Origin of the sequence: Paraburkholderia acidiphila (assembly GCF_009789655.1) — a bacterium.
GTDB classification, from domain to species: domain Bacteria; phylum Pseudomonadota; class Gammaproteobacteria; order Burkholderiales; family Burkholderiaceae; genus Paraburkholderia; species Paraburkholderia acidiphila.
In genome coordinates this window covers 541,512-565,381 of the sequence record NZ_CP046912.1, presented here as the reverse complement: position 1 = coordinate 565,381, position 23,870 = coordinate 541,512, and the positions used below count along the sequence as shown (strand labels likewise).

Here is a 23,870-nt window from a genome sequence, read left to right as displayed (position 1 = left end):
ATGGCGCAGACCGAGAGTATGACGTGCTACGGGTTTCAGATCACGGCGCAATCCCGCGAGAACGAGCGGGGCGGCTGGATCGCGCACGTGGAGATCCGTCGCGATGGCCGGTTGTTTGCTACCTGCAGCCCGGACACCGTGCAGCCGGAATGGTCGACGCAGGCAGAGGCCAATCGTGACGGCCAGGAGCGAGCCTGCAAATTCATCGGCCGTATCAGGAATGACCTTCGGGATCGCTCATGGGTAGCCGTTCGCGAGCATGCTGAGCGCTGGTTTTTCAGACTTGAATGCACGCAGGAAGCCGAGCAGATCGTTCGCGATCTGAATGCACGCTGACGTGATCCATCAGGGCGTATGAACCATGCGAAACGCGGCGGGCCTATGATGCTTGAGTCAGCTGTCGTCGACGTTATCTGCGTAATGATCGATTGCGACTTTGCATTCGTCGACTATGACCTGAAGCTGATCCGGGCTCGCCGACTCTACCCAGCGCGAAACGTCTGCGAAGCGGTCGGTTCCGAGATCGGCAATGCGTGACGCGTCTGTCGTGGTGACCGTGACGTGCGCCACGGCCCGATGGTTCGCGAGTGGCACGACACTTGAGTCAATCTGGAAGCGGCGGTAGCTTTCAGCGGTGTTCATGTTGGCAGACATGTTAGTAGACCTCGTCATCAGATGGTGGAGGTTTGCCGCGCGCGAATCACGCCGCAACCAGACTGGCTACCACGATAGCGGTTGGGTGAAGACCTTGCCGCCATAGCCGAGCACGACGTTCTCGACTTCATCCTTCGGCGCATTTCTGGTTTCGAGTATCAGCGCGACGCTTCCCGGGCGCAGTTCCCGTTCAATCGCGCCCGTCAGCTTCTTGTCAAGAACGTGCTCTAGCGTATGAGCGGCTAGTCCGGCACCCGCTCCTGCGACAACGCCTGCAATTGCGCCTGCCGGGCCGCCCAACAGGCTGATGAGACCGCCGCTCACCGCGCCGATCACGGTGCCCCAGTATGACCCGGTATATCGCGTGAGTACCTGAAGCTTGCCGTCCGTGGTCTTTTCCACCATCACGCCGCTCTCGATCTTGAAGCCATCGCCGTCCTTTTCGAAATTGTTCAGATCGCGCGCCGCTCTTTGCGCGACATCGAGATTATCGAAGGTTGCAACAATGAGTTCCTGAATCATGTCTGCTCCTTTTCGAATCACCCGGGACTACTCAAGATAGCCAATCGGGATGCTCAAGTCACCGCTCTTTATTTCGATATTAACTATTGGACAGTACCTCGGCGAGGTAACTCCTGAGTGTGTCGACGATTTTGCGGACCCGTATGGCAATGGGACGTTGCGGCTGGATAAGCAGATTCAGCGCGAGAGCAGGCACTTCATACTGCGGGAGCACCCGCACCAGGTCGCCGGATTCGAGCGCGTCCTTGACGGCCGGCGCTTCGAGCACACCGAGGCCGAGTCCTGACAACACCATTTCATACATCGGGCGCCAATGCGTGGTTTTGATGATCGTCTGAATCGGGACGCTGTCGATGAGCGCGCCATCCCGCGAGACGGGTAACAGGTCCGCGTCGAATGAACCCTTCACACGAATCAGATTGTGCCTCGCGAGCGCCGCCAGATCGTCGATCGCATCGTGGCGCTTCAGGTAATCGGGCGAAGCGACAAGCACGCGCTCGATGGCCCCGAGCGGCCAGGCGATATACGCACCGTCGCCTGGCTGCCCGAGACGAAACGAGATGTCGACGCCTTCGGTTACCAGATCGGTGACCTTGTCGTTGAGCACGAGCTCGATATCGATGCGCGGATAGCTTTCACGGATTCGCTTTACGCCCTCGGGCAGCAGCGTTTCACCGAAGCAGTGCGGCGCCGCAATACGGATCGCGCCCTTCACGGCCTGTTCGTCGTTCGACACTTCGGCCACGGCTTGCTCCACGGCGCCTAAAACCGCTTTGCTGCGTTCGTGAAAGATTGTGCCCTCCGGCGTGCACTTGAAGGCACGCGCGTTGCGCTGCAGCAGGCGGCATCCGAGGTACTTTTCGAGCCGCTCGATGCGCTCACTCACGGCCGGCTGGCCGATGTCGAGATCCCTTGCTGCGCCCGAGATGCTCCCTCTTTCGACCACTCTCACGTAAATCCGCATGGCCTCCAGCAGATTCACCGTGCGTTCCTTGCCGTGGCCGGCGGTATTCGCGGTGCGTCCTTCAGTAAATGGCAATGGCGTTGACATACGATCCCTCTCATTTCCTTAACTCCGATTCTTGCGTCGCGTCTCGAAGAGGCGACGTGGCGATGGAAGAAGAGTAAGAGGAGTCATTCATGCGCGGAGCGCACAAATCGCACTCGCTAAGTAGAGTACAGTTTTGATGCGGCGCGTACCGCGCGAGCACTTAGATAACAGTTGACGCTCCAGCGAGCGCCGAACTGTTATCGGTCGACCCCGCGCCGCAGAGACGATTCTTCGGACCGCGCCGCCTCCACGGCGCCTGTCAACGCGTCGCATCGTCGGACGGACGCGCACGTGCAGACTGGCGATCGCCGGTGTAATGTGGATTGGTCAGTCTCACTGATTCAAGCAAGGAGCGATGCGATGACCAATAGCTCGTCCTCGACTTCCGGCCGCGATCTCACGCAAGGCGTGGCGCTCGAGGAAATAGTTGAAGGTGGTGTAGTGACAGGGAGCGTTCAGGGCGAACCCGTGTTGCTGACCCGCAAAGGCGATGAACTGTTCGCCGTCGCGGCCACCTGCACGCACTATGGCGCTCCGCTGGCAGACGGCCTGCTGGTCGGCGACACCATACGATGTCCGTGGCACCACGCAGCGTTTTGCCTGCGCGATGGACAGGCGACACGGCCGCCCGCCCTCGACAATCTCAAGTGCTGGCGTGTGGAGCAGATTGACGGAAAAGCGTTCGTCCGGGAAGCGTTGCCCGCAGTGCAGCCTCCCACGCTGAAGATCGCGCAGTTTCCCGAATCGATCGCGATCGTGGGCGGCGGCGCAGCTGGGAATGCGGCGGCCGAGACGCTGCGCCGGGAGGGTTACCAAGGCCCCGTGACCCTGTGGAGTGCCGACGCTTCGCGACCCTACGACCGGCCCAATCTGTCAAAAGACTATCTTGCCGGAACGGCGGACCCCTCATGGCTCCCATTGCGCACGCCAGAGTTTTACGCGGAGCATCGCATCGACATTCAATGTGGCCATCGTGTGGTGCGACTCGATCCAGACAGCAAGGAGATCGTGCTTTCTGATGGACAGCGCAAGCGCTACGGCGCGTTGCTCATTGCGACCGGCGCGAGCCCTCGACGTCTGACCATACCAGGTGCAAACCTGCCTCACGTGGCAGTGCTCAGAACGCTCTCCGATTGCGATGCATTGATTGCGCAAGTCGCGAATGCGCGGCACTGTGTTGTGGTGGGTGCTGGCTTCATCGGACTCGAGGTTGCGGCTGCCTTGCGCACACGGGGCGTAGCGGTCGATGTCGTCATGCGTGATGCGCATCCCATGGAGCGGATCCTCGGGCCGTCACTCGGCGCAATGCTCAGAACGCTGCACGAGTCGCATCGCGTGGCCTTTCATGTCGGCGAGGTCGGCAAAATCGAATCGAATCGCGTGATGCTCACGACAGGAGAGGAACTGGCCGCGGATGTAGTCGTAACGGGAATCGGCGTTGACCCCGAGGTGGCATTGGCGCGAGAAGCGGGGCTCGACGTGGATCGCGGTGTCGTCGTCAATGAATACCTTCAGTCGAGTGCGCGAGACGTGTATGCCGCGGGTGATATCGCGCGGTGGCCGGACCCGTGGACGGGAGAACGCATCCGCGTGGAGCATTGGGTGGTAGCGGAGCGCCAGGGCGTGGTGGCCGCGAGGAATATGTTGGGGCGGCGTGAGCGCTTCGCCGCGGTGCCATTCTTCTGGACCCAGCATTACGACGTGGCGATCAATTATGTGGGGCACGCAGAAGGCTGGGACCGTGTCGATATAGACGGGGATCCGGGTGCACATGCTTGTACCGCGACCTATTGGAGAAACAACAAGCGGCTCGCGGTCGCGACGGTAGGTCGCGATCTGGATAGTCTTCGAGCAGAGTTGGCATTCGAAACACAGACACCGGTTTCGCATGCATAGTCCGTGTCCGGAAGTCGTTAGCGGCGCCTGCCGCCGCTAATCCGGCGTTTCAGTTGAGGAGCGTAGCGATGTCGCAAGAACTCATTGTCGCGGTGTTTGGCAACGTCAGCGATGCCGAGGGCGCTGCCTGGGCAATCCGGAAACTTGAAGGCGAGGATACGGCGTTCAAGGTGAATAGCGGCGTGATGGCGGAGAAGGATCTGGCTGGCAAAGTGAGCTTGCTTGGGACGAAGACGAATCCGTTCTGGGGCGTGGTAATCGGCGCTGTAACGGGTAGTCTGATCGGTTTGCTCGGTGGGCCTTCGGGCGCGATACTCGGCTTTACGATTGGCGCGAGTGCCGGATTGGCTGGAGTCGCGCTGCACGACATACTCGATCACGAATTCATCGACGCGATCGGCCGCGACTTTCCGCCCGGGTCCGTCGCAATCATCCTGGAAGCGAGCGAGGTCTCGCCCACGGCAGTCAATGCAATTGTGGTCACGCATCGCGGCGTAGTCCACCGCAAACCAATCAGTCAATAAGGCGTCAAGGTGCTATCCCGCGTTCGCTCGCCTTCCGCCTCATTCGATTCCGACAATGACGCTGGAGGCCTTGAAGATCGCGCTGGCGCTCTTGCCAATGGAAAGGGCAAGACGCTCGACACTTGCGTTGGTCACGATCGCGACAATAGCCGCACCGCTCGGCACAGTGATCTGTACCTCCGAGCTCACGGCGCCTTTGGTAACGGCGGAGATTTTTCCGGCGATGTAGTTGCGGGCCGATACCTTGCCGCTCTCGTAGTCCACCAGCACGATAACGGACGAAGCCTTGACCAGAGCGAACGCTTTCGAGCCCTTCGTGAGACCGAGCGCTTCAGCGCTGCCTCGGGTGATGATCGCGACGATGTTCAGTTCATCTCGTGTCCGAAGCGTGATTTCGTCGTCCACTGGCCCCGATTTGACATCGACGATTTGACCTTCGAAATGATTGCGCGCGCTTGTTCGCATGACACTCTCCCTGTGTGAACGTTATCGCCGTGCGTGTGAATGAACGTCATGCGAGAGAGTCGTCATTCCGGATACGCTTTGCGGTGAACGCTGCCGCCGTAGCCGCTCACGACATTGTCCACGGCAAAGGGAGAAGGCTCGTCCGCTTCGAGTATGACCGCGGCGGAGCCTGGTGTCAGCTTCGCCGAAATCGCATTCACGAGTTCGCTGTCAAGCAGGTCTCGAAGCGCATGCCCCGTCAAGCCGGCGCTTGCCCCGACGACAAAACCAAGAATCGAGCCGGCAGGGCCGCCCAGCGAGCCGATGAGCGCACCTGTCGCCGCGCCGATCGTCGTGCCCCAGAAGGACCGCGATTGCCGCTCGAGAACGGACAACTTGCCGTCGGTGCGCTTTTCCACCACGACGCCGCTGTGGATCGTGAATCCTTGCCCTTTTTCTGCGTAGTCCTTGAAATCCTGACACGCTTTTTCGGCGATAGCGGCATTATTGAAAATGGCGACGATTAGATTGTTGGCCATGACGTATCAACTCTGGTTCCGAATCTCTTCAGGGTAGGTGGTAGTCGACTGAAAATCTAGTGCGATGAATTTCCAATACTTCGTATCGGCACGCAAAAAATTCCCCAAAGCGGGGAACCTTGGGGATATAAGGGGGGCATTTGCATGACAATGCGGATCGCACCCACAGGTGCGGTCCGACGCGGATATTACCGCTGCTCGGGGCAACGGCGAAAGGTGGTGCAGCCAATATAAATTATCGGCTATCTGAGCGGCGTCACTCTTCTGTGTGCGGTCCTGTACGACAGCGGGAATTCTCGCTGATGCCCGCTCAAGTCAGCTGATAAGGACGAACGGGCGCAACCGGATCGGGTACGGGGCATCCGCACAGCTCGAGAACGGAGCGTTCAATATTGCGCGACATTGCGTCGAGTGCGAGCGCGTTGGGCGCAACGCTGAACGGATCGGCGACTTCGCTCGCAATCGCTTCGAGCGCAATCAGCGTATAGGCAATGAAAACGCACAGTAGCGGCGTAAAAAATTCAGTGGAGTCTACGAGCCCAAAAGGCAGCAAGACGCAATAGGCGTAGACGGTACGATGGAGCAGCACGTTATAGGCAAACGGAATCGGCGTCGAGGCGATGCGTTCGCAGCCACCCAATGCTTTGCCCAGCTCGTCGAGTTGGGCGTCGAGCATCCACAGCTTCGTATCGGGTGTATGAATGCGATGCTGCGGGATCGAGAGTTCGCGTCGCATTTCGTTGAGAATGGCCATTGGTCGATAGATCTGGCCGCACATCATCTGAGCCTGCTCGCGTCCAAGCAGGCGCTGAAAATCCTGCGTTGGATCGGTGCCGCGCAACTCATGCTTGACTGCGTACACGAATGCGATTGTCTGCTGCGCGATGCGCAAGGTATCGACGCGTTCCGGAATGTAGCAAAGCATTTGCGAAGTCAGCGCGCGCGAAGCGATCAGCAAATTGCCCCAGAGATGCCGCGCTTCGTTGAAGCGCTCATAGCTGGCATTGTTCCGAAACGCGAGGAAGATCGCCAGGGCGACGCCGAACAGCGTGAAGGGCGCGGTGTTGAGCGGAATCTTTTCTCCAAACACCTTCCCGTGTGTGAAGACCGCGAGCGTACTCACGACTGCCATGAAGCACAGTTGGGGAATGATTGATGACAGTACGGATCCGTTCCAGACGAACAGCAGCCGAAACCAGTTTTCCCGTGGCCGGACGATCATGATGGCCTTTATTATCTGAAGTATTGAAGTACTGTTGCTCGCTCGCAATGCGTGCGTGATGTGTTCGTGTATTCTCGCTGGCGCATGCGGAGTCCTTCAGGCCATGCATGCGCCGGGTCTCGCGCCCTTCAGTGATAGCCGTGGTCGCCTTCGCGAACCTTGCCCCGGAACACGCGATATTGCATGGCGTTGTAGACGATAATGACCGGCAGCACGATGACCGTGCCCACGAGGGCGAACAGCTGGCTCGAATGGCTGGACGACGCGTCCCAGATCGTGAGCGAGGGCGGAACAATGTACGGCCAGATGCTGATGATCAGTCCGGTGTAGCCCAGAAAGCAGATCGCCAGCGAGAGCAGGAAGGGCATCGCTTCGTGGCGGCGGTTCAGCGAGCGATAGATGCCCAACGTGCACAGCACCACGAGAACGGGTACCGGCAGGAACCAGGCGAGGTTGCCGCTGAAGAACCAGCGCTGTCGCACGGAGGGCAGGCCCAGCACCGTCCAGAGGCTGACGATGGCGATTGCCAGGAGCAGCACTGCAAGGAGCGGACGCATCACCTCGCGCATCTTGCGCTGCAGCTCGCCGTCGGTCTTCAGGATCAGCCAGCCGCAACCGAGTGTGGCATACGTGAGCAACACGCCGAAACCGCAGAACACACTAAACGGCGAGAACCAGTCGAAGGGATCGCCCGCGAACCTGTCGTCGACAATCTTGATGCCTTGCAACAGCGATCCGAGCGTGATGCCCTGGCACATTGCGGCGAGCGCCGAACCACCGATAAACGCAAGATCCCACGCATGTTGCGTACGTGTGGCCTTCGCGCGCAACTCGAAGGCCGCTCCGCGGAAAATCAGGCCGACGACCATGAGAATCAGTGGCATGTAGTTGGCGGGCAGCAATGTCGAATAGACCACGGGAAAGGCGCCATATAGACCGGCGCCGCCCAGCACGAGGAACGTTTCATTGCCGTCCCACACCGGTGCGACGGTGTTGAGCATCACCTCACGTTCGGCTTTTCCTTCGAAGAACGGGAATAGCAGGCCGATGCCCAGATCGAAGCCGTCGAGCATGACATAGATGAAAACACCGAGTCCGATGATGGCGGCCCAGATCACAGGAAGATCGATTTGCATGGCCTCAGTCCCCCACCACTGCGTCGAGTGCACGATTGTGCAGTCCCGGATACTTGAGCGATTCGACACTTTCGACGCCGGTAGCCGGTCCTTTCTTCATCATCTTGAGCATGTAGTAGACGCCTGTTCCGAAGACGAGGAAATACACGATCACGAAGATCAGCAACGAAACGCCGGCTTGCTGCGCGCCGATGGGCGACACCGAATCGATCGTGCGCACGATGCCATACACGGTCCATGGTTGCCTGCCCACTTCGGTGGTGATCCAGCCGGCCAGCAGCGCGAGGATGCCGGACGGTCCCATGCAGAATACGAACCACTGAAACCAGCGCGCTTCATAAAGTCGTCCGCCGCGACGCAGAAAGAGTGCGACCAGGGCGGTCAGCAGCATGAGCATGCCGAGTCCGGCCATGATGCGAAACGTCCAGAAAATGATGGGCGAAAATGGTCGATCCTCCGGTGGAAACTCCTTGAGCCCGCGAATTTCGCCATTCCAGCTATGCGTGAGAATCAGGCTGCCGAGATGCGGTACCCTGATCGCGTAACGTGTCACTTCCGCATTCATGTCCGGAAAGCCGACCAGATTGAGCGCCGTGCCGCCGTGCTCGGTTTCCCAGAGTCCTTCAATCGCGGCGATCTTCGCCGGCTGATACTCGCGCGTATTGAGGCCGTGCGCGTCGCCGACCAGAATCTGAATGGGTGCGAGGAAAAGCAATATCCACAGCGCCATCGAGAAGCTGCGCTTGACCGGCACGTCGCGCCGCCCCTGCAGCAAATGCCACGCGCCGCAGGCGGCCACGATAAACGCAGCGACGATAAAGGCCGCGATGGTCATGTGCGCGAGCCGGAACGGGAACGAGGGATTGAAGATCACCTTGAACCAGTCCACCGGCACAATGCGGCCATTCTGAATGGCATAACCCTGCGGTGTTTGCATGAAGCTGTTCGACGAGAGAATCCAGAATGTCGAAATGAGCGTGCCGACCGCGACCATGAGCGTGGCGAAGAAATGGGCCTTCGGGCTCACGCGGTTCCAGCCGAACAGCATGACGCCGAGAAAGCCCGCCTCCAGGAAGAAAGCAGTCAAGACTTCATAGGTCAGCAGCGGCCCCGTGATATTGCCCGCAATCGTCGAGAATCCGCTCCAGTTCGTGCCGAACTCGTAAGCCATCACGACGCCTGAAACTACGCCCATGCCGAATCCCACCGCAAAGATCCTGGACCAGAAGCGGTACATGTCCTTGTAGGCCGCATCGCCCGTGAGCAGAAGCCGCCATTCGAGCACGGCGAGAAAACTCGCCATGCCTATGCTGATCGCCGGAAATACGATATGAAACGAAACGGTAAATGCGAACTGCAGCCTGGCGAGATGAAATGCGTCGAAAATATCCATGATTCTTTTGCGCTCCTGGTGACGACTGCATCTGCATGCCAGAGACTTTCCGGCCGGCAAGACGGGGCGCCCGGCCGGACGACCGGAATGGAAAGCGACTAGGTCCCCGCCGCGCGCGCCACGCGCACGGGGACAGACTTGTACGAGGGTGTTCCGCTCTCCTTGTCGATATAGTCGAGCGGAACAAGCACGTTGGCTTCCGGGTAATAAGCGGCTACGGAACCGCGCGCGATGCTATACACGATTGCGGTGATGTTCTTCAAGCGCAGCGTGCGGCCCGACGTGACCGTTTCGATGTCGACCAGATCGCCGTGCTCGATGCCGTACGCGGCCATGTCGTCTCCGTTCATGAAGAGCACGTCGCGGCGGCCAAACACGCCGCGGTAGCGGTCGTCCATCGCGTAAATTGTCGTGTTGTACTGATCATGGCTGCGAATCGTGATTAGCCGCAGCACATTCTCTGCGCCCAACACGTCGGCATCTTCCCTCACGCCCCCATAGACGGAGAATTCGGCCTTGCCCGATGGCGTGTGCCACTGCCGTTCGGTTGGCGGGAGCGGCAAGCGGAATCCGCCCGGAACACGAATGCGCCGGTTGAAGTCCTCGAAGCCGGGAACCGTCTGCTCGATCAGATCGCGGATCTTGTCGTAGTCGGCGATGAGTTCCATCCACGACACTTTCGTATTGGGCATCGTGGCGCGCGCCATGCCTGCAACGATCGCGGGTTCCGAGCGAAGCTGGTCGGAAGCGGGCGTGAGCTTGCCGGACGATGCATGCACCATGGACATCGAATCTTCCACCGTGATGGATTGGCGTGCGCTGCCTTGCATGTCGAGTTCCGTTCGGCCGAGGCACGGAAAAACATAGGTTTCCTTCGAAACGAGCAGGTGCGTACGATTGAGTTTTGTGCCGATGTGGACGCTCAAGTCGAGCGCAGCCATCGCGGGAAACGACTGCTCGGAGTCGGGCAGCGCCACCGCGAAATTGCCTCCGAGACAGAGCAGTGCCTTGGCCTTGCCGTCGATCATCGCTTGCATGGCTTGCACGGCGTCGTGACCGTGTTCTTCCGGCGGCGTGAAACCGCAGGCGTTCTCGATCAGCTTGAGGAACGCTTTCGACGGCTTCTCGGTGATGCCAACGGTGCGATTGCCTTGCACATTCGAATGGCCGCGCAGCGGACAAATGCCGGCGCCGGGCTTGCCAAAATTGCCACGCAGCAACAGTAGATCCGCAATCAGGCGCACGTTGGCGGTGCCTTTGTTGTGCTGGGTGACGCCCATGCCGTACGTGACGATCGTCGCGTTCGATTTCGCGTAGGCGAGTGCCACATGCTCGAGATCGGGGCGCGTGAGGCCGCTGGCCTTCTCGATATCTTCCCATGAGGTCGCTTCGAGATCGGCGGCGAAAGCGTCGAAGCCTTCGGTATGCTGCGCGATGAACGCCTTGTCGAGTACCCCGCCTTGCTCCGCCTCCATTTGCAGCAACACTTTCATGACGCCCTTGAGTGCGGCTGCGTCGCCGCCGGCGTCCAGCTGGAAGTAGGTGGACGCAATGCGGGTCGAGCCGAACGTCGCCATTTCAATCATGCTCTGCGGATCGGCAAAGCGCTCGAGCGCGCGCTCGCGCAGTGGATTGAACACGATGATGGGCACGTTGCGTCGCGAAGCTTCGTGCAATGTGCCCATCATGCGCGGATGATTCGTGCCCGGGTTGTGGCCGATGGAAATAATCAGCTCGGTCGAATCGAAATCTTCGAGCGAGACGGTCCCTTTCCCGATGCCGATCGATTGCGGCAGGCCAACGCTGGTCGGCTCGTGGCACATGTTCGAACAATCGGGGAAATTGTTCGTTCCATACTCGCGCGCGAATAGCTGGTACAGAAACGCGGCCTCGTTGGAGGCTCGCCCGGACGTGTAAAACTCGACCTGATCCGGTGAGAGAGCGCGCAGGATTTCGCCGATGCGTGCAAACGCGTCTTCCCAATCGACGGCGCGAAATGTGTCGCTTGCGCGGTCGTAGACAAGCGGATGGGTGAGCCTGCCCATGTCTTCGAGTTCGTAGTCCGTCTTCTGCAGTAACGAAGTGACCGTGTTCGCAGCGAAGAATTCCGGTGTCACCCGCTTCGTCGTGGCTTCCCAGGTCACGGCCTTCGCACCGTTCTCGCAGAACTGGAAGGTGGAACGATGCTCCTTGTCTGGCCACGCGCAGCCGGGACAATCGAAGCCGTCGGGTTGATTGGTGCGCATTAGCGTAATCGGCGCCTCGACGCTTTCCATTTGATCGTGAATCGCCTGTGCGGTGGCTTTGAGCGCGCCCCATCCACCAGCGGGGCCAGTGTAGGGATGAACGCCGGGCACATCACGTAGTTTCGTCATGGGAAACTCCATTGGGTTTTCTACGCATGCAGCGCAACGCCGGAGCAACGCTCCACCGGGACCGCACCGGTCTGAGCATTGCTATCTAGCGTGTCACGGTTGATTCTAGGCAATCCCGAATTCGGGACAAGAATTAAATTCTCAGGGTTGAATTTTTATTTTCCCGTTGTGTTTATTTGAATATTTCGATCTCTGATCTTGAACGCGCACATTCGCGTGAAGGCTGTCGATGCGAAGTGCGAATTGGAGTGGAGCGAAAATTCACCACCTCATTCTAGGGACGCAGCGCGTTGCCGTGAACTGTCGGCGAGCCGATATTAGCTATCGGACATACAGCCTGAATACGGCAGCCGCGAGCCGATGAAACACGCCTTGCTGCTGCCTGCGCCTTCGCGGCAGGTGTTGCCGCGCATCATCAGTAAGCTATTGAGCAGGTGGACGGTTTGCGCGCAACGCTTGTGCTGCGCGATGTCCATACCCCAGGTCGCAACGACGCGCCCGGCGTTTGCGTAGATACGCGCGAGGCCTTCGATGTCCTCGCGCGCAACGCCGGACTTCGCTTCGAGAAGCGGCCAGTTTTCCTCGCGCAGATCCTCTGTGAAGTCGCTGAAGCCGAGCGTATGCCGCTTGATGAAGTCGATATCGATCACGCGCTCGGCGCCGTTCGCGAGCGCTTCGTCATCGAGCTCAATCAGCCGTTTGGCGACGCCCTTGATGAGTGCGAAGTCGCCGCCGAGTTTCGTTTTGATGAACATGGGTGCGATTCTGCTGTTACCGAACCTGATCTTTTCGACCGCACGCTGCAGACTCGTGAAGCGTGCGGGGCTGCGCCCGTGCAGGAGATTCACCGAAACGAAGACCGCGCCGCGCAGCGACGCCTTGCGCAACACGCGGAGCATGTGCGGAAGACGGGTCGCGGGAATCTGCCCAAAGACGATGATGGTGTCCGCGACTTCGAAGTCGATCGGCGTGAACGCGCCGTGCCACGCAGCCGGCCCGCAGCCGCCGATCGTCGCGCCCCGGCTCGCGGCGGGGTGGTGATACGCCTCGTTTGTTTCCTTAGACCCGGACTTGTCCATTACGCTTCGCTCCACGGATGTCACGCGTATCCCCGGGGTATTGCCCATGAGGGAGGCGCTGTATCTGGTCATGTGCAAGCGTAAGAGCTAAGGGCCACCCCCAGGACACACAGAACCGGCCTGCAACTTAGAGTACAGTTTCGCGCACGGCAGTACACTGCATCCGCTGTGCTGTGAGCGGCCACCGGGGAGACGGCAGTGAAACTCTATGAAAAGCTCGCGGACGACATCGAGACCCTGATTCGTAAGGGCGTGTACCGGCCGGGCGACCGCGTGCCGTCGGTGCGTCAGGCCAGCCAGCAGCACCGCATCAGCATCACCACGGTCATTCGAGCGTATTTGCTGCTGGAAAGCCGCGGCGTGCTGGAGAGCCGCCCGCAGTCCGGCTATTTCGTGAGCGTGCGTGCGGGCGCAGGCGGCGCGCAGTCGGATGAATTGCGCACGAGCCGGCCGATTGCCGTGTCGGCAACCGTGGACGTGAGCCGCCTCGTGCTGTCTACCTTGCGCTCCATTGGCACCGACGACGCCGTGCCGCTGGGCTCGCCGTATCCCGACCCCCAGTTTTTTCCTTACGAAAAACTCAACCGCTACGCGGCGGCCGCAGGACGCAGGAAGTCGCTTTGGGGCGTGACCAATGCGCTGCCGCCGGGCACCCCGGAACTGATCCGCCAGATTTCCCGGCGCTACCTCGAGAACGGCATGGCCGTGGACCCCAACGAGATCATCGTGACAGTGGGTGCGACGGAGGCGATCAATCTGTGTCTGCAGGCAGTCGCCAAACCGGGCGACGTGATCGCCGTGGAGTCGCCCACGTTCTATGCCATGCTGCACGCTATCGAGCGCTCGGGCATGAAGGCGATCGAAGTCGCGACGCATCCCGAGTACGGCATCGAAGTGCAAGCACTTGCGAAGATCATCGAGTCAGGGCCGATTGCCGCTTGCATGGTGATGCCGAATTTTCAGAATCCACTCGGCTTTCAGATGCCCGATGAGCGCAAGCGCGAACTCGTCGAGCTGCTCGCGAAGGCCGAGATTCCGGTGATCGAAAACGGCGTTTATAACGAACTGTATTTCGGCGATTCGCATCCCACCACACTGAAATCGTATGACAAGAAAGGCATGGTGCTGCACTGCGGTTCGTTTTCGAAGAGTCTGACCGCGGCGTATCGTATCGGCTGGGCGTTGCCGGGACGCTATCGCGACGAGGTCGAAAAGCTGAAGTTCCTGAATACGCTGACGACTTCGGTGATTCCTCAACTGGCGATTGCCGAATACCTGGAGCGCGATGGCTACGAGCACCATTTGCGGCGTATCCGCAAAAATTACGCGCAGCAGGCCAATTTGATGAAGTCCATGGTCACGCGCTTCTTTCCGGCAGGCACGCGCACGTCGACGCCGATGGGCGGGTACGTGCTATGGATCGAGTTGCCGGCGAAGGTGGATTCGATGGAGCTTTACCAGTTCGCCCTGGCGCGCGGCATCACGATTGGACCCGGTCATATGTTTTCCGTGTCGGACAGCTATCGGAACTTCATCCGGCTCAATTACAGCACGCCTTGGTCGCCGGAAATCGAGCAGGCGATCATCACGGTCGGTAGACTAGCGGCGTCGTGTGCGCGCTAGATGAAGGAGGGCGTCCAGGATGCGCGGCCGACCACGGGCATAGAAAGCGCCGTGACCGTCTGGCGCGCTCAGAGGAGCGACGGATTCCTCTGAAGTAGACGTGCATGCGTGCACCACTACTTCTTCATCATGGCCATAACGAGAAAGTGAAATGGCAGCGTGAGTAGAACGGTCGCACCGAAACCGACGCACCAGAGAATGGCAATCCACTTCAAGTCGTGCAGAAAACGATGCCGCCGATCACTTGATTTACGCGCCACGATTGACTCCCGTTGGTCGCCCGAAGTTTCATTATGGCACCGGCACGCGGGCGATCAATATGCATTGAACCCAGCAGTTATGAGATTGTCAACGTCAAACGAGCGATTTCAGGTATCGGGAAATGCGGCGGCCAATTCTATTTCAGTCGTGGCATAAACTGTGCGTACGATGCGCGGTCCCACTGCTCGCGCGAAGTGGCGTGCATAACAACATGGCGGCGAACGTTTGAAGCGTCTACTGCATCCATGAACCGGGATGCGTTGGGAATCGCAGGGTGGATGACGATCAAGAGGTTACCCCATGGCCATCGACTTCACGTTTTCAATGAAGGTCTTTTCGGCACTCTTTGCGATCATGAATCCGATCGCGAATATCCCGGTGTTCCTTTCGTTGACCGAAGGGCTGTCCGATGGAAAGAAGCGGGCCGTTGCGGCCACAACCTTTATCGGCGTGACGATAGGTTGTGTCGTTTCCGTCACGCTCGGCGAGGCGATTCTCAAGGTGTTTGGGGTCAGCATCGACGATTTTCGTCTCGCGGGTGGACTGCTCGTATTGCTGATCGCGCTGGATATGGTGCATGGCTCGTCAAGCGCCCAGCACACGCCGCGGCAAGGCGAACTCGGGGAGAGCGGCTATGATCAGGACGTGGCGATCTTCCCGCTGACGACGCCTCTTCTTGTCGGCCCTGGCACGATCGCCACGCTGGTGGTGTTCGGGCACGCTGCTGCCGCCAACGGGGAGATCGCGAGCCTCGCTACGGGGCTGATCGTGTTTCTCGCGTTGCTGGCTGCCGCGTTGTTTTCCGCGCCATACCTCGGGCGCTTTCTGTCCGTCAAGGTGATGGCGATTGCCAGTCGCTTGATGGGTATGATACTTGCAGCCATCGCGGTCGAAATGATGGTCGCAAGCTTGACGGCGATCTTCAAAGGGTTGGTCCACTAGCTCGCAGTGTCATCGATGGGTCTTTGGGAGAATCGACATGACGGATCAGATATTGAGCGAAGCGTTCATCGAGAGTCAGCGTCAGCGCTTGCTGGCGATGCAGCGCGAGGTGCTCGGCGGCGAAGAAGGGACGATTGCGGCAGAGCGCAATCAGGAAGAGGAGACCGGCGAGGAGGCAAGGGAAGCCGAGGACGATGCCCAGAGAATCGAGCAGGACGTCGCCAATCAGGCGCTGCGCAACGTGAACGATCATAGAATCGCCGACATCCAGCGTGCGCTCGAAAAAATCGCCGAAGGCACTTATGGATATTCCGACAAAAGCGGCGATCCTATTCCCATTGAACGTCTGAAGATATTGCCCGAGGCAATCCTCACGGTGCAGGAGGAAAGCGAGCGCGAGGCCGGCCGGTGACTGGCCCGCTTTTCACGCTGCATAACGCGAAGGGAAAATGCCCGGGATCACCCTGCAAGGCTGCCTAGAAACTTTCGCGCCGGGGCGAAGAACGTCACGCCGGTCGCAGCCTTTGAGAAGTCGAGAATCCGGTCGTGAAGCGGAGGCGGATCGCCGATAAACATGCGCTCGAGCATTTTTTCGATCACCCATAGATGGCGCGAATAGCCAATGAAATACGTGCCATACTCGCCACGCCCCGGCGCGGCGAATGGCATGTTGTCGCGCAGGATGTCGTGCTCCCCGTCCGCGTCTTCGATCGTGCAGAGCGTCTTATGTGACTTCTGGCCCGCCGTCGCGTCCGGCAATTCCACATTGTCGAATTTTCTTCGGCCGATGATGGCTTCTTGCGTCTGCAAGCTTTGTGCGCGCCAGGCGGCCATGTCGTGCAAATATTTCTGAGTCACGACGTAGCTGCCGCCCGCATAATCCGGGTCCTCCTCTGCAACGATCGTCGCGGCGGGCAGATCCAGGCCGTCGGGATTCGCGGTGCCGTCGACGAATTCCAGCAGATCGCGTCCGTCGAAATAGCGGAATCCCGCGACATCGTCAACGACATCGACCGCGGCACCCAAGGCTTCAAGGAGAATTCTTTCAAATTCGACGACGACATCCATCGATGCCGCGCGTATGTGATAAAGCAGATCGCCCGCAGTCGCGACTGCGGTGTGCGTCGCGCCCCGCACTTCCTGGAACGGTTTGAGTTCCTTCGGCAGCGGCTTTCCGGTAAGCGGCCCCCACGCGCGATGTGAGATCCCCACGTTACAGGTGAGGAGGCCGCCATTGGCTCGGATCCGGACGTCCTTGACGAGATCATCGGTGCTGGCCACGACCGATTGAGCGACGGCGATGGACGCGTCGTCGTCCTTGACGACGAGCACAAGAAAAGCTGCGGCCGCAGAGAGGGGAGCGTCGATCGATTGCGGTTCGGTGGCTGCCGCTTGCGCGGATGCGTTTGGCGAAGTTGGCGAGTTCAAGGGCGCCTCCTGCGGCGCGGTGAGCATAGTTGAAAAGCGCAGTACGTCTGCTTCCAGCACTTTCACGATAGCACCGAAGCGATTTATTCATTTCCGGATTCGACATCGCTTTTCCGATGTTATGCATCGGAAGAAGGCGTATTTCTTTCGTTTCCTGTTTCTGATAGTTAAAGAATGGCGATGGGTCCGTTGCCTTGACAGGCACGCGCCAATCGCCTTTGATGGATGGACGGCCCGCATTGGGCCGACCGGACAGGCTGGGAGCCGCACGTGTCAATCACCCGCCACACAATCATGTGGGACGCCGCCATCGAAGCGCTCGAGCGCGCCGCGCGCCTGCATCGGCAATTTTTCCGGCTTGCAGGCCAGCATGAGCGGGTGCCGGTATGGGAGCCGCCTGTTGAAGTCTTCGAGCATGATGGTTTGCTCGCGATCGTCGTGGCGTTACCTGGCGTGGCGCCCGATCTGGTGAACTTGAATCTCGAAGGCAGCACGCTGGTCGTGGCTGCCGAGAGGGCATTGCCGCGCGCCCTGGCGGGAGGAACGGTCCATTGCCTCGAAATTCCCTATGGCCACTTCGAGCGGCGCATCCAGCTTCCGGCTGGCCGCTATCGCCTGGTGCGGCGTGACGCGGAACACGGTTGCCTGTCGCTGGACTTCGAGAGGCTGGATTGAACCCAGTGCGCACCGGCGCATCGAGGAACGAAGATGAGCACGGACAGCGAAAGTGATGCCCCTGATTCCGCGCCGCCGGACACGCAAGCCGCTCCGACGCCAGCCGTGCCCAAGGACAGCCTGATCCTGCTGCCGGTCCGCAATGCGGTGCTGTTTCCGGGCATGGTGATCCCCCTGACGGCGGCACGTGGGCAGGCCAAGGAAGACGTGCAGGCAGCCGTCAGGCGCCAGCAGCCTCTTGGCATTGTGCTGCAACGCGATCCGCAGGAGCAGGACCCGCCCTTCGATGGCCTGAACTCGATAGGCACGTTGGCAAACGTGCTGCGCTATGTCACGAGTCCCGACGACGGCGCGCACCACCTGATATGCCAGGGTGTGGAGCGCTTCCGCCTGATCGCACCCGTGGAGGGTCTCGGGTTCCGGGCCGCCCGGGTGGACATGCTGCCCGACAGCGCGCAAGGCAATTCGGCAATCGACGCGCGCGCATTAGTCCTGAGGCAACGCGCAGGGGAAATGATAGGACTGCTTCCGAATGCCGGGGCGGAGCTCGTGAAGGCACTGGACGCGATCGAGGCGCCGGGGCTGCTCGCCGATACCGTGGCCGGCTTGCTCGATATTCCCCCGGAGCGCAAACAGGACATCCTCGCAACGCTCGATGTCTGCAAGCGGCTGGACAAAGTGCTGGACGCCGTCGCTGGACGAATCGAAGTGCTGCGCCTGTCGCACGATATCGATGAGCAAACGCGCGGGCGACTCGACAAGCGTCAGCGTGAAATGATGTTGCGCGAGCAACTGCAGACAATTCAGCGCGAACTCGGCGAAACGGGGGAAGCCGGGGAAGAGGCCCGCAAGCTGGGCGATGCCATTGCCGCTGCCCATATGCCGCCGGATGTCGAGACGCACGCTCGCAAGGAACTCGCCCGGCTGGAACGCACGCCTGAGGCATCCTCCGAATACTCAATCACGGTCAGTTATCTGGAATGGCTCACTGAACTGCCTTGGGTGCTGGCGCCCGAAGCGCCCATCGACATCGCGCAGGCGAGGCGAATCCTCGACGATGCGCACTTTGGTGTGGACAAGGTCAAGCACCGCATCCTCGAATATCTAGGCGTAAAGAAGCTCAATCCACTCGGCAAGGCGCCGATTCTCTGCTTTCTCGGGCCGCCGGGCGTGGGCAAAACATCGCTGGGGCAGAGCATCGCACGCGCGTTGGAGCGCCCCTTCGTGCGCGTCAGCCTGGGCGGCGTTCATGATGAATCGGAAATTCGTGGCCATCGAAGAACGTATATCGGAGCGATGCCGGGCAATATCGTTCAGGCCATCCGCAAGGCGGGTGCGCGCAATTGCGTCATGCTGCTGGACGAACTCGACAAGCTAGGTCATGGGGTGCATGGCGATCCGGCCGCGGCGATGCTCGAGGTTCTGGATCCTGAGCAGAATGCCTCGTTCCGGGACAATTACCTTGGGGTGCCGTTCGACCTGTCCGCTGTCGTATTCGTGGCCACGGCCAATCAGCTTGAAAGCATTCCCGGGCCGCTGAGAGACCGCCTCGAGTTTCTGGATCTGCCCGGATACACCGAGGCCGAGAAGTTTCAGATCGCCCAGCGCTTCCTGGTTCCGCGCCAGTTAAAAGAGTGCGGACTCACTGCCGACCGGTGCGAGCTGACCGACGGAGCCCTGAGGTCCATCATTCGCGACTACACGCGTGAAGCAGGGGTTCGCAGCCTGGAGCGGAAGATCGGCGCAGTGTTTCGGTATGTGGCGTTGCGCGTTGCGGAGAGTCCGTCCACGCGTGAACGCATCGACGCCGACCGCTTGACGTCGATACTCGGACACCATCGCTTCGAGCGCGAGGTGGCCATGCGCACGAGTTTGCCGGGTGTGGTGACCGGGCTGGCATGGACACCCGTTGGCGGCGAATTGCTCTTCATTGAAGCCAGCAGTACACCGGGCGCAGGCAGGCTGGTGCTGACCGGGCAATTGGGAAACGTCATGAAGGAGAGCGCCCAGGCCGCGCTGACCTTGGTGAAGTCGAAGAGCGAAGTGCTGAAGATCGATGGTGCGAGCTTCGACAAGCGTGACATTCATGTTCACGTGCCGGCTGGAGCGGTACCCAAGGACGGTCCCAGTGCTGGCGTGGCGCTCTTCATTGCGATCGCGTCTCTCATGATGGGACAACCCGTGCGCAGCGACTGCGCGGTGACGGGCGAGATCAGCCTGCGCGGCGTCGTCCTGCCGGTAGGCGGTATCAAGGAAAAAGTACTTGCGGCGCTGCGCGCGGGTATCCATACGGTTTTGCTACCTGCCCGAAACGCCGCGGACCTGGAAGACATCCCCGCCGATGCGCGAAGCCAGTTGCACTTTGTGCTGCTGGAAACGGTCGACGACGCCATGCGCGAGCTGATCGAGGCCAGAACGTAAGGCCTAGCCGATTGGTGTGGTGGAATCGCCAGCGAGCAGCAATTGGGGGAGTTGTGAAAATGACCAGCTTTCCCCCGCGCGATCGAATATCCAGACCACGTCGAACCGGTCATCCGGCCATGCTGCAGGGACCGTGGGCGCGCGAGGGAGGTGTCCAATGAGCGGGGGCAGCACTTTGTGCTCCCACGCTATCAACACGACGCCCGCTCGAGTGAGTACGTCCGTCATGAGCGCTCGGCCGTCGTCTTTCAGGTAGGTGTCGACATAATCCACCTGCGACGCCACACGCAGCAGCGAGACAAGGGGCGTCACAGTCTGCATCGAACGCTTGCTCTTGCTGGAAGGACCGGCTCCCGCCGCGAATACGGTAGCGGGTTTGAGTTGCGCTGCGTGCGCTTTCTCAATCGGGCAGAAGAATCGCGCCAAAGCGCCGGCACGCTGCCAACCGCGAACGCAAAGACTTTCTGCGTCGGGTTTGCCGTCTGCTTCGATCCCGATACCCTCATCGGGTGTGGGCTTCTCCGCGTGCCGGATAAACATGATCCTATCGGGTCGCATGTTGCCTCTCGGTTGCTGTCGAAACACGGCATATACGTTACCGGGCGAGGCAGTGTATTGCACGGTTTCCAGAAATGGGTTCGCCATTCGCCCGGAATCCAACTCCTCGCGCGACGATAGCACCTGAAGCGATGCGGTTGCGGCTGGCAGGCAAGCCATGAACGCGTAGTCGCCAGGCGTCCTGAAGATATTCCATAGATGAAACGCGGATACATCAATGAATTAAAAGGAACGGGGTTTCAATCGGCTTGAATGCCGGAAATCGCGAAAATTCAAAGCCCCGGCGCTAATATTCCCGGTTTCGTCAGATGAATATCCGGGCCCAATGAAAGAGACGAACGGCAACCAATTTGGGCCGTCGCGCCATTGCCGCGCATTTTCGGCGCGCCAAGAATTCCACTCATCGCCAACCGCTTCTCATGCGGCAAAAAAAGCGGCGATTCTTGGGAGACAGCGCATGCAATTCACACTGAACGACCAGCTCTTCGAGTTCGAAGGCGATCCGGATACGCCCTTGCTCTGGGTGATACGCGAGGCCGCGGGCTTGACGGGGACGAAGTACGGCTGCGGCATCGGCGCATGCGGCGCCTGCACCGTGCATCTCGAAGGCGAGGCCACGCGCTCGTGCGTGCTGCCTGTCTCGGCGGTGGCGGGCCGCCGCATCACGACCATCGAGGGCCTTGCGCCGCAAACCTCGCATCCGGTGCAACAGGCCTGGATCGCGAAAGACGTGCCGCAATGCGGCTACTGCCAGTCCGGCATGGTGATGGCCGTTGCCGCACTGCTCAAGCAGCATCCGCATCCCACCGAGGCGCAGATCGACCAGGGCGTGACGAACCTGTGCCGCTGCGCGACCTATCACCGAATTCGCGAGGCTATTCATGTCGCAGCGAATGCCTGAGCGCGTGCACGGTGCGGGCGCGCCGCAACGCGATAGCCGCCGCGACTTCCTCAAAACCGGCCTCGCGATTGCGGGCTGCCTGGTGCTGCCGCTCGCGTTCGGCGAGCAGGTGAGCGCAGCGGAGGACGGGACGCGCTTTCGCGAGATCAACGACTGGGTGCGTATCGATCCGGACGGCCACACGATCATCGGGCTTTCGCAGGCCGAAGTGGGGCAGGGTGTCTACACCGGGTTGCCGCAGGTCCTCGCCGATGAAATGGATGCCGACTGGCGGCGCGTGAGCGTGCAGTTCGTGACGGGGCGCGACGCCTATCGCATCGCGGCGGCGAACGAGCATCCGCAGCAGTTCGTGGGGGCTTCGATGTCGGTCACGATGTTCACGCAACGTTTGCGCATCGCGGGCGCGCAGGCGCGCGAGGTGTTTCTCGCGGCTGGCGCGCGGCGTCTTGGTGTACGGCCCACGCAGTGCGCGACGAAAACGGGCCGCGTGATTCATCTGCAAACGGGGCGCTCGGTCGGCTACGGCGAATTGCTCGCCGACGCGGCGAAACTGCCGCTGAATCCACAGCCGCGGCTGAAGGCCGAGTCGGCGCGCACGCTCATTGGCCAGCCGTTGCACAAGCTCGACGCACCGGCCAAGGTAAACGGCAGCGCGGTATTCGGCATCGACGTGCAGGTGCCCGGCATGCTGACCGGTGCGGTGAAAATGTCGCCCACGCTCAACGGCAAGCCGGTCGCCGTGCGCAACCGCGATACGGTGCGCGCGCTGGCGGGCGTCGTCGAGGTGGTGCAGGCGAAGGACGCCGTGATCGTCGTGGCGAATACGTATTGGCAGGCCAAAAAAGCTTGCGATGCGCTCGACGTGCAGTGGGAGGACGGTCCTCTGCCAGCCGACGGCGCGACGATACTCGCACAGCGCAAAGCCGCGCTGATGTCGTCGAATGCAGTGGTGGCCACGCGCATTGGCGACGCGAGCGTGCGGTTCGACGCCGCGCAAAGCGCACACGGGCGTGTGATCGAAGCCGATTACCACACGCCCTATATCGTTCACGCCACGATGGAACCCGTGAACGCCACGGTGCATGTGCGCGAACACGAGATCGAAGTGTGGGGGCCGGTCCAGGGGCAGGACAAGGTGCGCTGGGCGCTCTCCGCTATCTTCAAGGTGCCGTCCGAGAAAGTGATTGTGAACACAACGTTTCTCGGCGGCAGCTTCGGGCGCAAGTATGTGCCCGACTTCGTGATCCACGCGGCGGTCGCCTCGAAGGCCGTAGGCCGGCCGGTCAAGGTGATCCGCTCGCGCGAGGACGATATCCGTCACGGTTTCTACCGTCCCGGCGTTTCGGCGCGCATGCGCGCGGTGCTCGGACCCGATGGTTACCCGAGCGCCATGCATCTGCGCGTGGTGGGGCAATCGCTCTACTGGTCGATCAAGCGCGACTACTTCGAAAAGGCGGGCGGCTGGGACGAAACCATGCTCGATGGCCTTTACGACCTCGGCTACTCGGTGCCGGATCTGCTCGTCGATTCGGTGAGCGTCGATCAGCAGATTCCCGTGAGCTTCATGCGCAGCGTGGGCAGCACGTCCAGCGTCTTTTTCCTCGAGAGCTTCATCAACGAGCTGGCGCACGCGGCGCGCATCGACCCGCTCGATTACCGCCGCACGCTGCTGCGCGACGACCCGCTCGCGCTGCGTGTGCTCGATCGCACGGCGGCGCGGGCGAACTGGACGCGCAAGCGCGCGGCGGGTGTGTATCGCGGCCTCGCGTACTGCCTCTATACGGGCCGTGGCGGCGCATTCACGACCTACGTCGCCACCATCGTCGAACTGCGCATGGTGGAAGGCCACGCGAAGCTCGAACGCGTGGTATGCGGTGTCGATTGCGGGCAGGCGATCAATCCCACGCTGATTCGCGAGATGGTGGAGGGCGGTATAGGCTTCGCGCTCACCAACACGTTCAAGAGCGAGATCACGTTCAAGGACGGCGCGGTCGTACAGGAGAACTTTGCCGACTACCCGCTCCTGTATCTCTCGCAGATGCCGAGGATCGAGGTGGAGATCGTGGAGAGCGACCGTGCGCCGCAAGGCTGCGGCGAGGTGGCACTGCCGCCGGTCGCGCCCGCCGTGGCTGCTGCGCTTCATGAAGCGACGGGCGCCCGCTTGCGCACCATGCCGCTCGATCAGACGCTCGCCTGACATCGAATCCTTGTTTCATCCCCACAGCA

General features: G+C 60.6%; 22 protein-coding genes. 10 read left to right on the top strand and 12 right to left on the bottom strand.

Annotated elements, in window-relative coordinates:
• Positions 1–336, top strand: a complete 336-nt coding sequence (locus FAZ97_RS32750; protein ID WP_158762914.1) for a DUF6566 family protein — start codon at positions 1–3, stop codon at positions 334–336.
• A 57-nt stretch (positions 337–393) separates the two neighbouring features.
• Here FAZ97_RS32750 and FAZ97_RS32745 read toward each other — a convergent pair whose 3' ends face one another.
• The 3 genes from FAZ97_RS32745 to FAZ97_RS32735 all read right to left on the bottom strand — a co-directional run bounded on the left by FAZ97_RS32745 (position 394) and on the right by FAZ97_RS32735 (position 2,158).
• On the bottom strand, positions 394–654 hold the full coding sequence (locus FAZ97_RS32745; RefSeq protein WP_233271937.1) for a hypothetical protein: 261 nt from the start codon (positions 652–654) through the stop codon (positions 394–396).
• A gap of 66 nt (positions 655–720) precedes the next feature.
• Positions 721–1,176, bottom strand: a complete 456-nt coding sequence (locus FAZ97_RS32740; protein ID WP_158762913.1) for a DUF1269 domain-containing protein — start codon at positions 1,174–1,176, stop codon at positions 721–723.
• Between the two features lie 79 nt (positions 1,177–1,255).
• Entirely contained in the window at positions 1,256–2,158 is a 903-nt protein-coding gene (locus tag FAZ97_RS32735; RefSeq protein ID WP_158763368.1) for a LysR family transcriptional regulator, read from the bottom strand.
• Between the two features lie 429 nt (positions 2,159–2,587).
• Between FAZ97_RS32735 and FAZ97_RS32730 the strand changes: the two genes are divergently transcribed.
• Both FAZ97_RS32730 and FAZ97_RS32725 read left to right on the top strand, forming a co-directional pair.
• A complete protein-coding gene (locus FAZ97_RS32730) occupies positions 2,588–4,123 on the top strand; it encodes an FAD-dependent oxidoreductase (protein ID WP_158762912.1) in 1,536 nt (511 codons plus the stop codon).
• Positions 4,124–4,191: 68 nt separating this feature from the next.
• Positions 4,192–4,647 (top strand): DUF1269 domain-containing protein, encoded by a 456-nt coding sequence (locus FAZ97_RS32725; protein WP_158762911.1) that lies wholly within the window; start codon positions 4,192–4,194, stop codon positions 4,645–4,647.
• Between the two features lie 39 nt (positions 4,648–4,686).
• Here FAZ97_RS32725 and FAZ97_RS32720 read toward each other — a convergent pair whose 3' ends face one another.
• The 7 genes from FAZ97_RS32720 to FAZ97_RS32690 all read right to left on the bottom strand — a co-directional run bounded on the left by FAZ97_RS32720 (position 4,687) and on the right by FAZ97_RS32690 (position 12,835).
• Positions 4,687–5,112, bottom strand: a complete 426-nt coding sequence (locus tag FAZ97_RS32720) for a TOBE domain-containing protein (protein ID WP_158762910.1) — start codon at positions 5,110–5,112, stop codon at positions 4,687–4,689.
• 62 nt (positions 5,113–5,174) lie between these two features.
• On the bottom strand, positions 5,175–5,630 hold the full coding sequence (locus tag FAZ97_RS32715) for a DUF1269 domain-containing protein (protein ID WP_158762909.1): 456 nt from the start codon (positions 5,628–5,630) through the stop codon (positions 5,175–5,177).
• A gap of 310 nt (positions 5,631–5,940) precedes the next feature.
• Positions 5,941–6,852 carry a bestrophin family protein gene (locus tag FAZ97_RS32710; protein ID WP_158763367.1) on the bottom strand — a complete coding sequence of 304 codons (912 nt, stop codon included), beginning with the start codon at positions 6,850–6,852 and terminating at the stop codon, positions 5,941–5,943.
• Between the two features lie 128 nt (positions 6,853–6,980).
• Positions 6,981–7,988 (bottom strand): cytochrome d ubiquinol oxidase subunit II, encoded by a 1,008-nt coding sequence (gene cydB / locus FAZ97_RS32705; RefSeq protein ID WP_158762908.1) that lies wholly within the window; start codon positions 7,986–7,988, stop codon positions 6,981–6,983.
• Between the two features lie 4 nt (positions 7,989–7,992).
• Positions 7,993–9,381, bottom strand: coding sequence for a cytochrome ubiquinol oxidase subunit I (locus tag FAZ97_RS32700; RefSeq protein WP_158762907.1), 1,389 nt, complete (start codon positions 9,379–9,381; stop codon positions 7,993–7,995).
• A gap of 98 nt (positions 9,382–9,479) precedes the next feature.
• Positions 9,480–11,756, bottom strand: coding sequence for an FdhF/YdeP family oxidoreductase (locus FAZ97_RS32695; protein ID WP_158762906.1), 2,277 nt, complete (start codon positions 11,754–11,756; stop codon positions 9,480–9,482).
• Positions 11,757–12,073: 317 nt separating this feature from the next.
• Entirely contained in the window at positions 12,074–12,835 is a 762-nt protein-coding gene (locus FAZ97_RS32690) for a molybdopterin-binding domain-containing protein (protein WP_158762905.1), read from the bottom strand.
• Positions 12,836–13,033: 198 nt separating this feature from the next.
• On the opposite strand from FAZ97_RS32690, the gene FAZ97_RS32685 reads away from it, so the two are divergent.
• The 3 genes from FAZ97_RS32685 to FAZ97_RS32675 all read left to right on the top strand — a co-directional run bounded on the left by FAZ97_RS32685 (position 13,034) and on the right by FAZ97_RS32675 (position 16,073).
• Complete coding sequence (locus FAZ97_RS32685; RefSeq protein WP_158762904.1) at positions 13,034–14,458, top strand: aminotransferase-like domain-containing protein; 1,425 nt, start codon at positions 13,034–13,036, stop codon at positions 14,456–14,458.
• A gap of 561 nt (positions 14,459–15,019) precedes the next feature.
• Complete coding sequence (locus FAZ97_RS32680; RefSeq protein ID WP_158762903.1) at positions 15,020–15,661, top strand: MarC family protein; 642 nt, start codon at positions 15,020–15,022, stop codon at positions 15,659–15,661.
• 37 nt (positions 15,662–15,698) lie between these two features.
• Entirely contained in the window at positions 15,699–16,073 is a 375-nt protein-coding gene (locus FAZ97_RS32675; protein ID WP_158762902.1) for a TraR/DksA family transcriptional regulator, read from the top strand.
• Positions 16,074–16,120: 47 nt separating this feature from the next.
• Here FAZ97_RS32675 and FAZ97_RS32670 read toward each other — a convergent pair whose 3' ends face one another.
• Positions 16,121–17,155 (bottom strand): Dyp-type peroxidase, encoded by a 1,035-nt coding sequence (locus tag FAZ97_RS32670; protein WP_233272008.1) that lies wholly within the window; start codon positions 17,153–17,155, stop codon positions 16,121–16,123.
• Between the two features lie 204 nt (positions 17,156–17,359).
• On the opposite strand from FAZ97_RS32670, the gene FAZ97_RS32665 reads away from it, so the two are divergent.
• Both FAZ97_RS32665 and lon read left to right on the top strand, forming a co-directional pair.
• Complete coding sequence (locus FAZ97_RS32665) at positions 17,360–17,764, top strand: Hsp20/alpha crystallin family protein (RefSeq protein WP_233272007.1); 405 nt, start codon at positions 17,360–17,362, stop codon at positions 17,762–17,764.
• Between the two features lie 33 nt (positions 17,765–17,797).
• Entirely contained in the window at positions 17,798–20,185 is a 2,388-nt protein-coding gene (lon, locus tag FAZ97_RS32660; protein ID WP_158762901.1) for an endopeptidase La, read from the top strand.
• A gap of 3 nt (positions 20,186–20,188) precedes the next feature.
• Here the strand turns inward: lon and FAZ97_RS32655 are convergent, their stop codons facing one another.
• Positions 20,189–20,725, bottom strand: coding sequence for a phosphoglycerate mutase family protein (locus tag FAZ97_RS32655; protein ID WP_233272006.1), 537 nt, complete (start codon positions 20,723–20,725; stop codon positions 20,189–20,191).
• A gap of 475 nt (positions 20,726–21,200) precedes the next feature.
• Here FAZ97_RS32655 and FAZ97_RS32650 point away from each other — a divergent pair, with 475 nt between their 5' ends.
• Together FAZ97_RS32650 and FAZ97_RS32645 are read left to right on the top strand one after the other, a co-directional pair.
• Positions 21,201–21,644 carry a (2Fe-2S)-binding protein gene (locus FAZ97_RS32650; RefSeq protein WP_158762900.1) on the top strand — a complete coding sequence of 148 codons (444 nt, stop codon included), beginning with the start codon at positions 21,201–21,203 and terminating at the stop codon, positions 21,642–21,644.
• Positions 21,625–23,841: a xanthine dehydrogenase family protein molybdopterin-binding subunit gene (locus tag FAZ97_RS32645; protein WP_233272005.1), complete on the top strand. Its 2,217-nt coding sequence runs from the start codon at positions 21,625–21,627 to the stop codon at positions 23,839–23,841. Before FAZ97_RS32650 ends, FAZ97_RS32645 begins: the two co-directional genes overlap by 20 nt.
• Positions 23,842–23,870 lie beyond the last annotated feature (29 nt).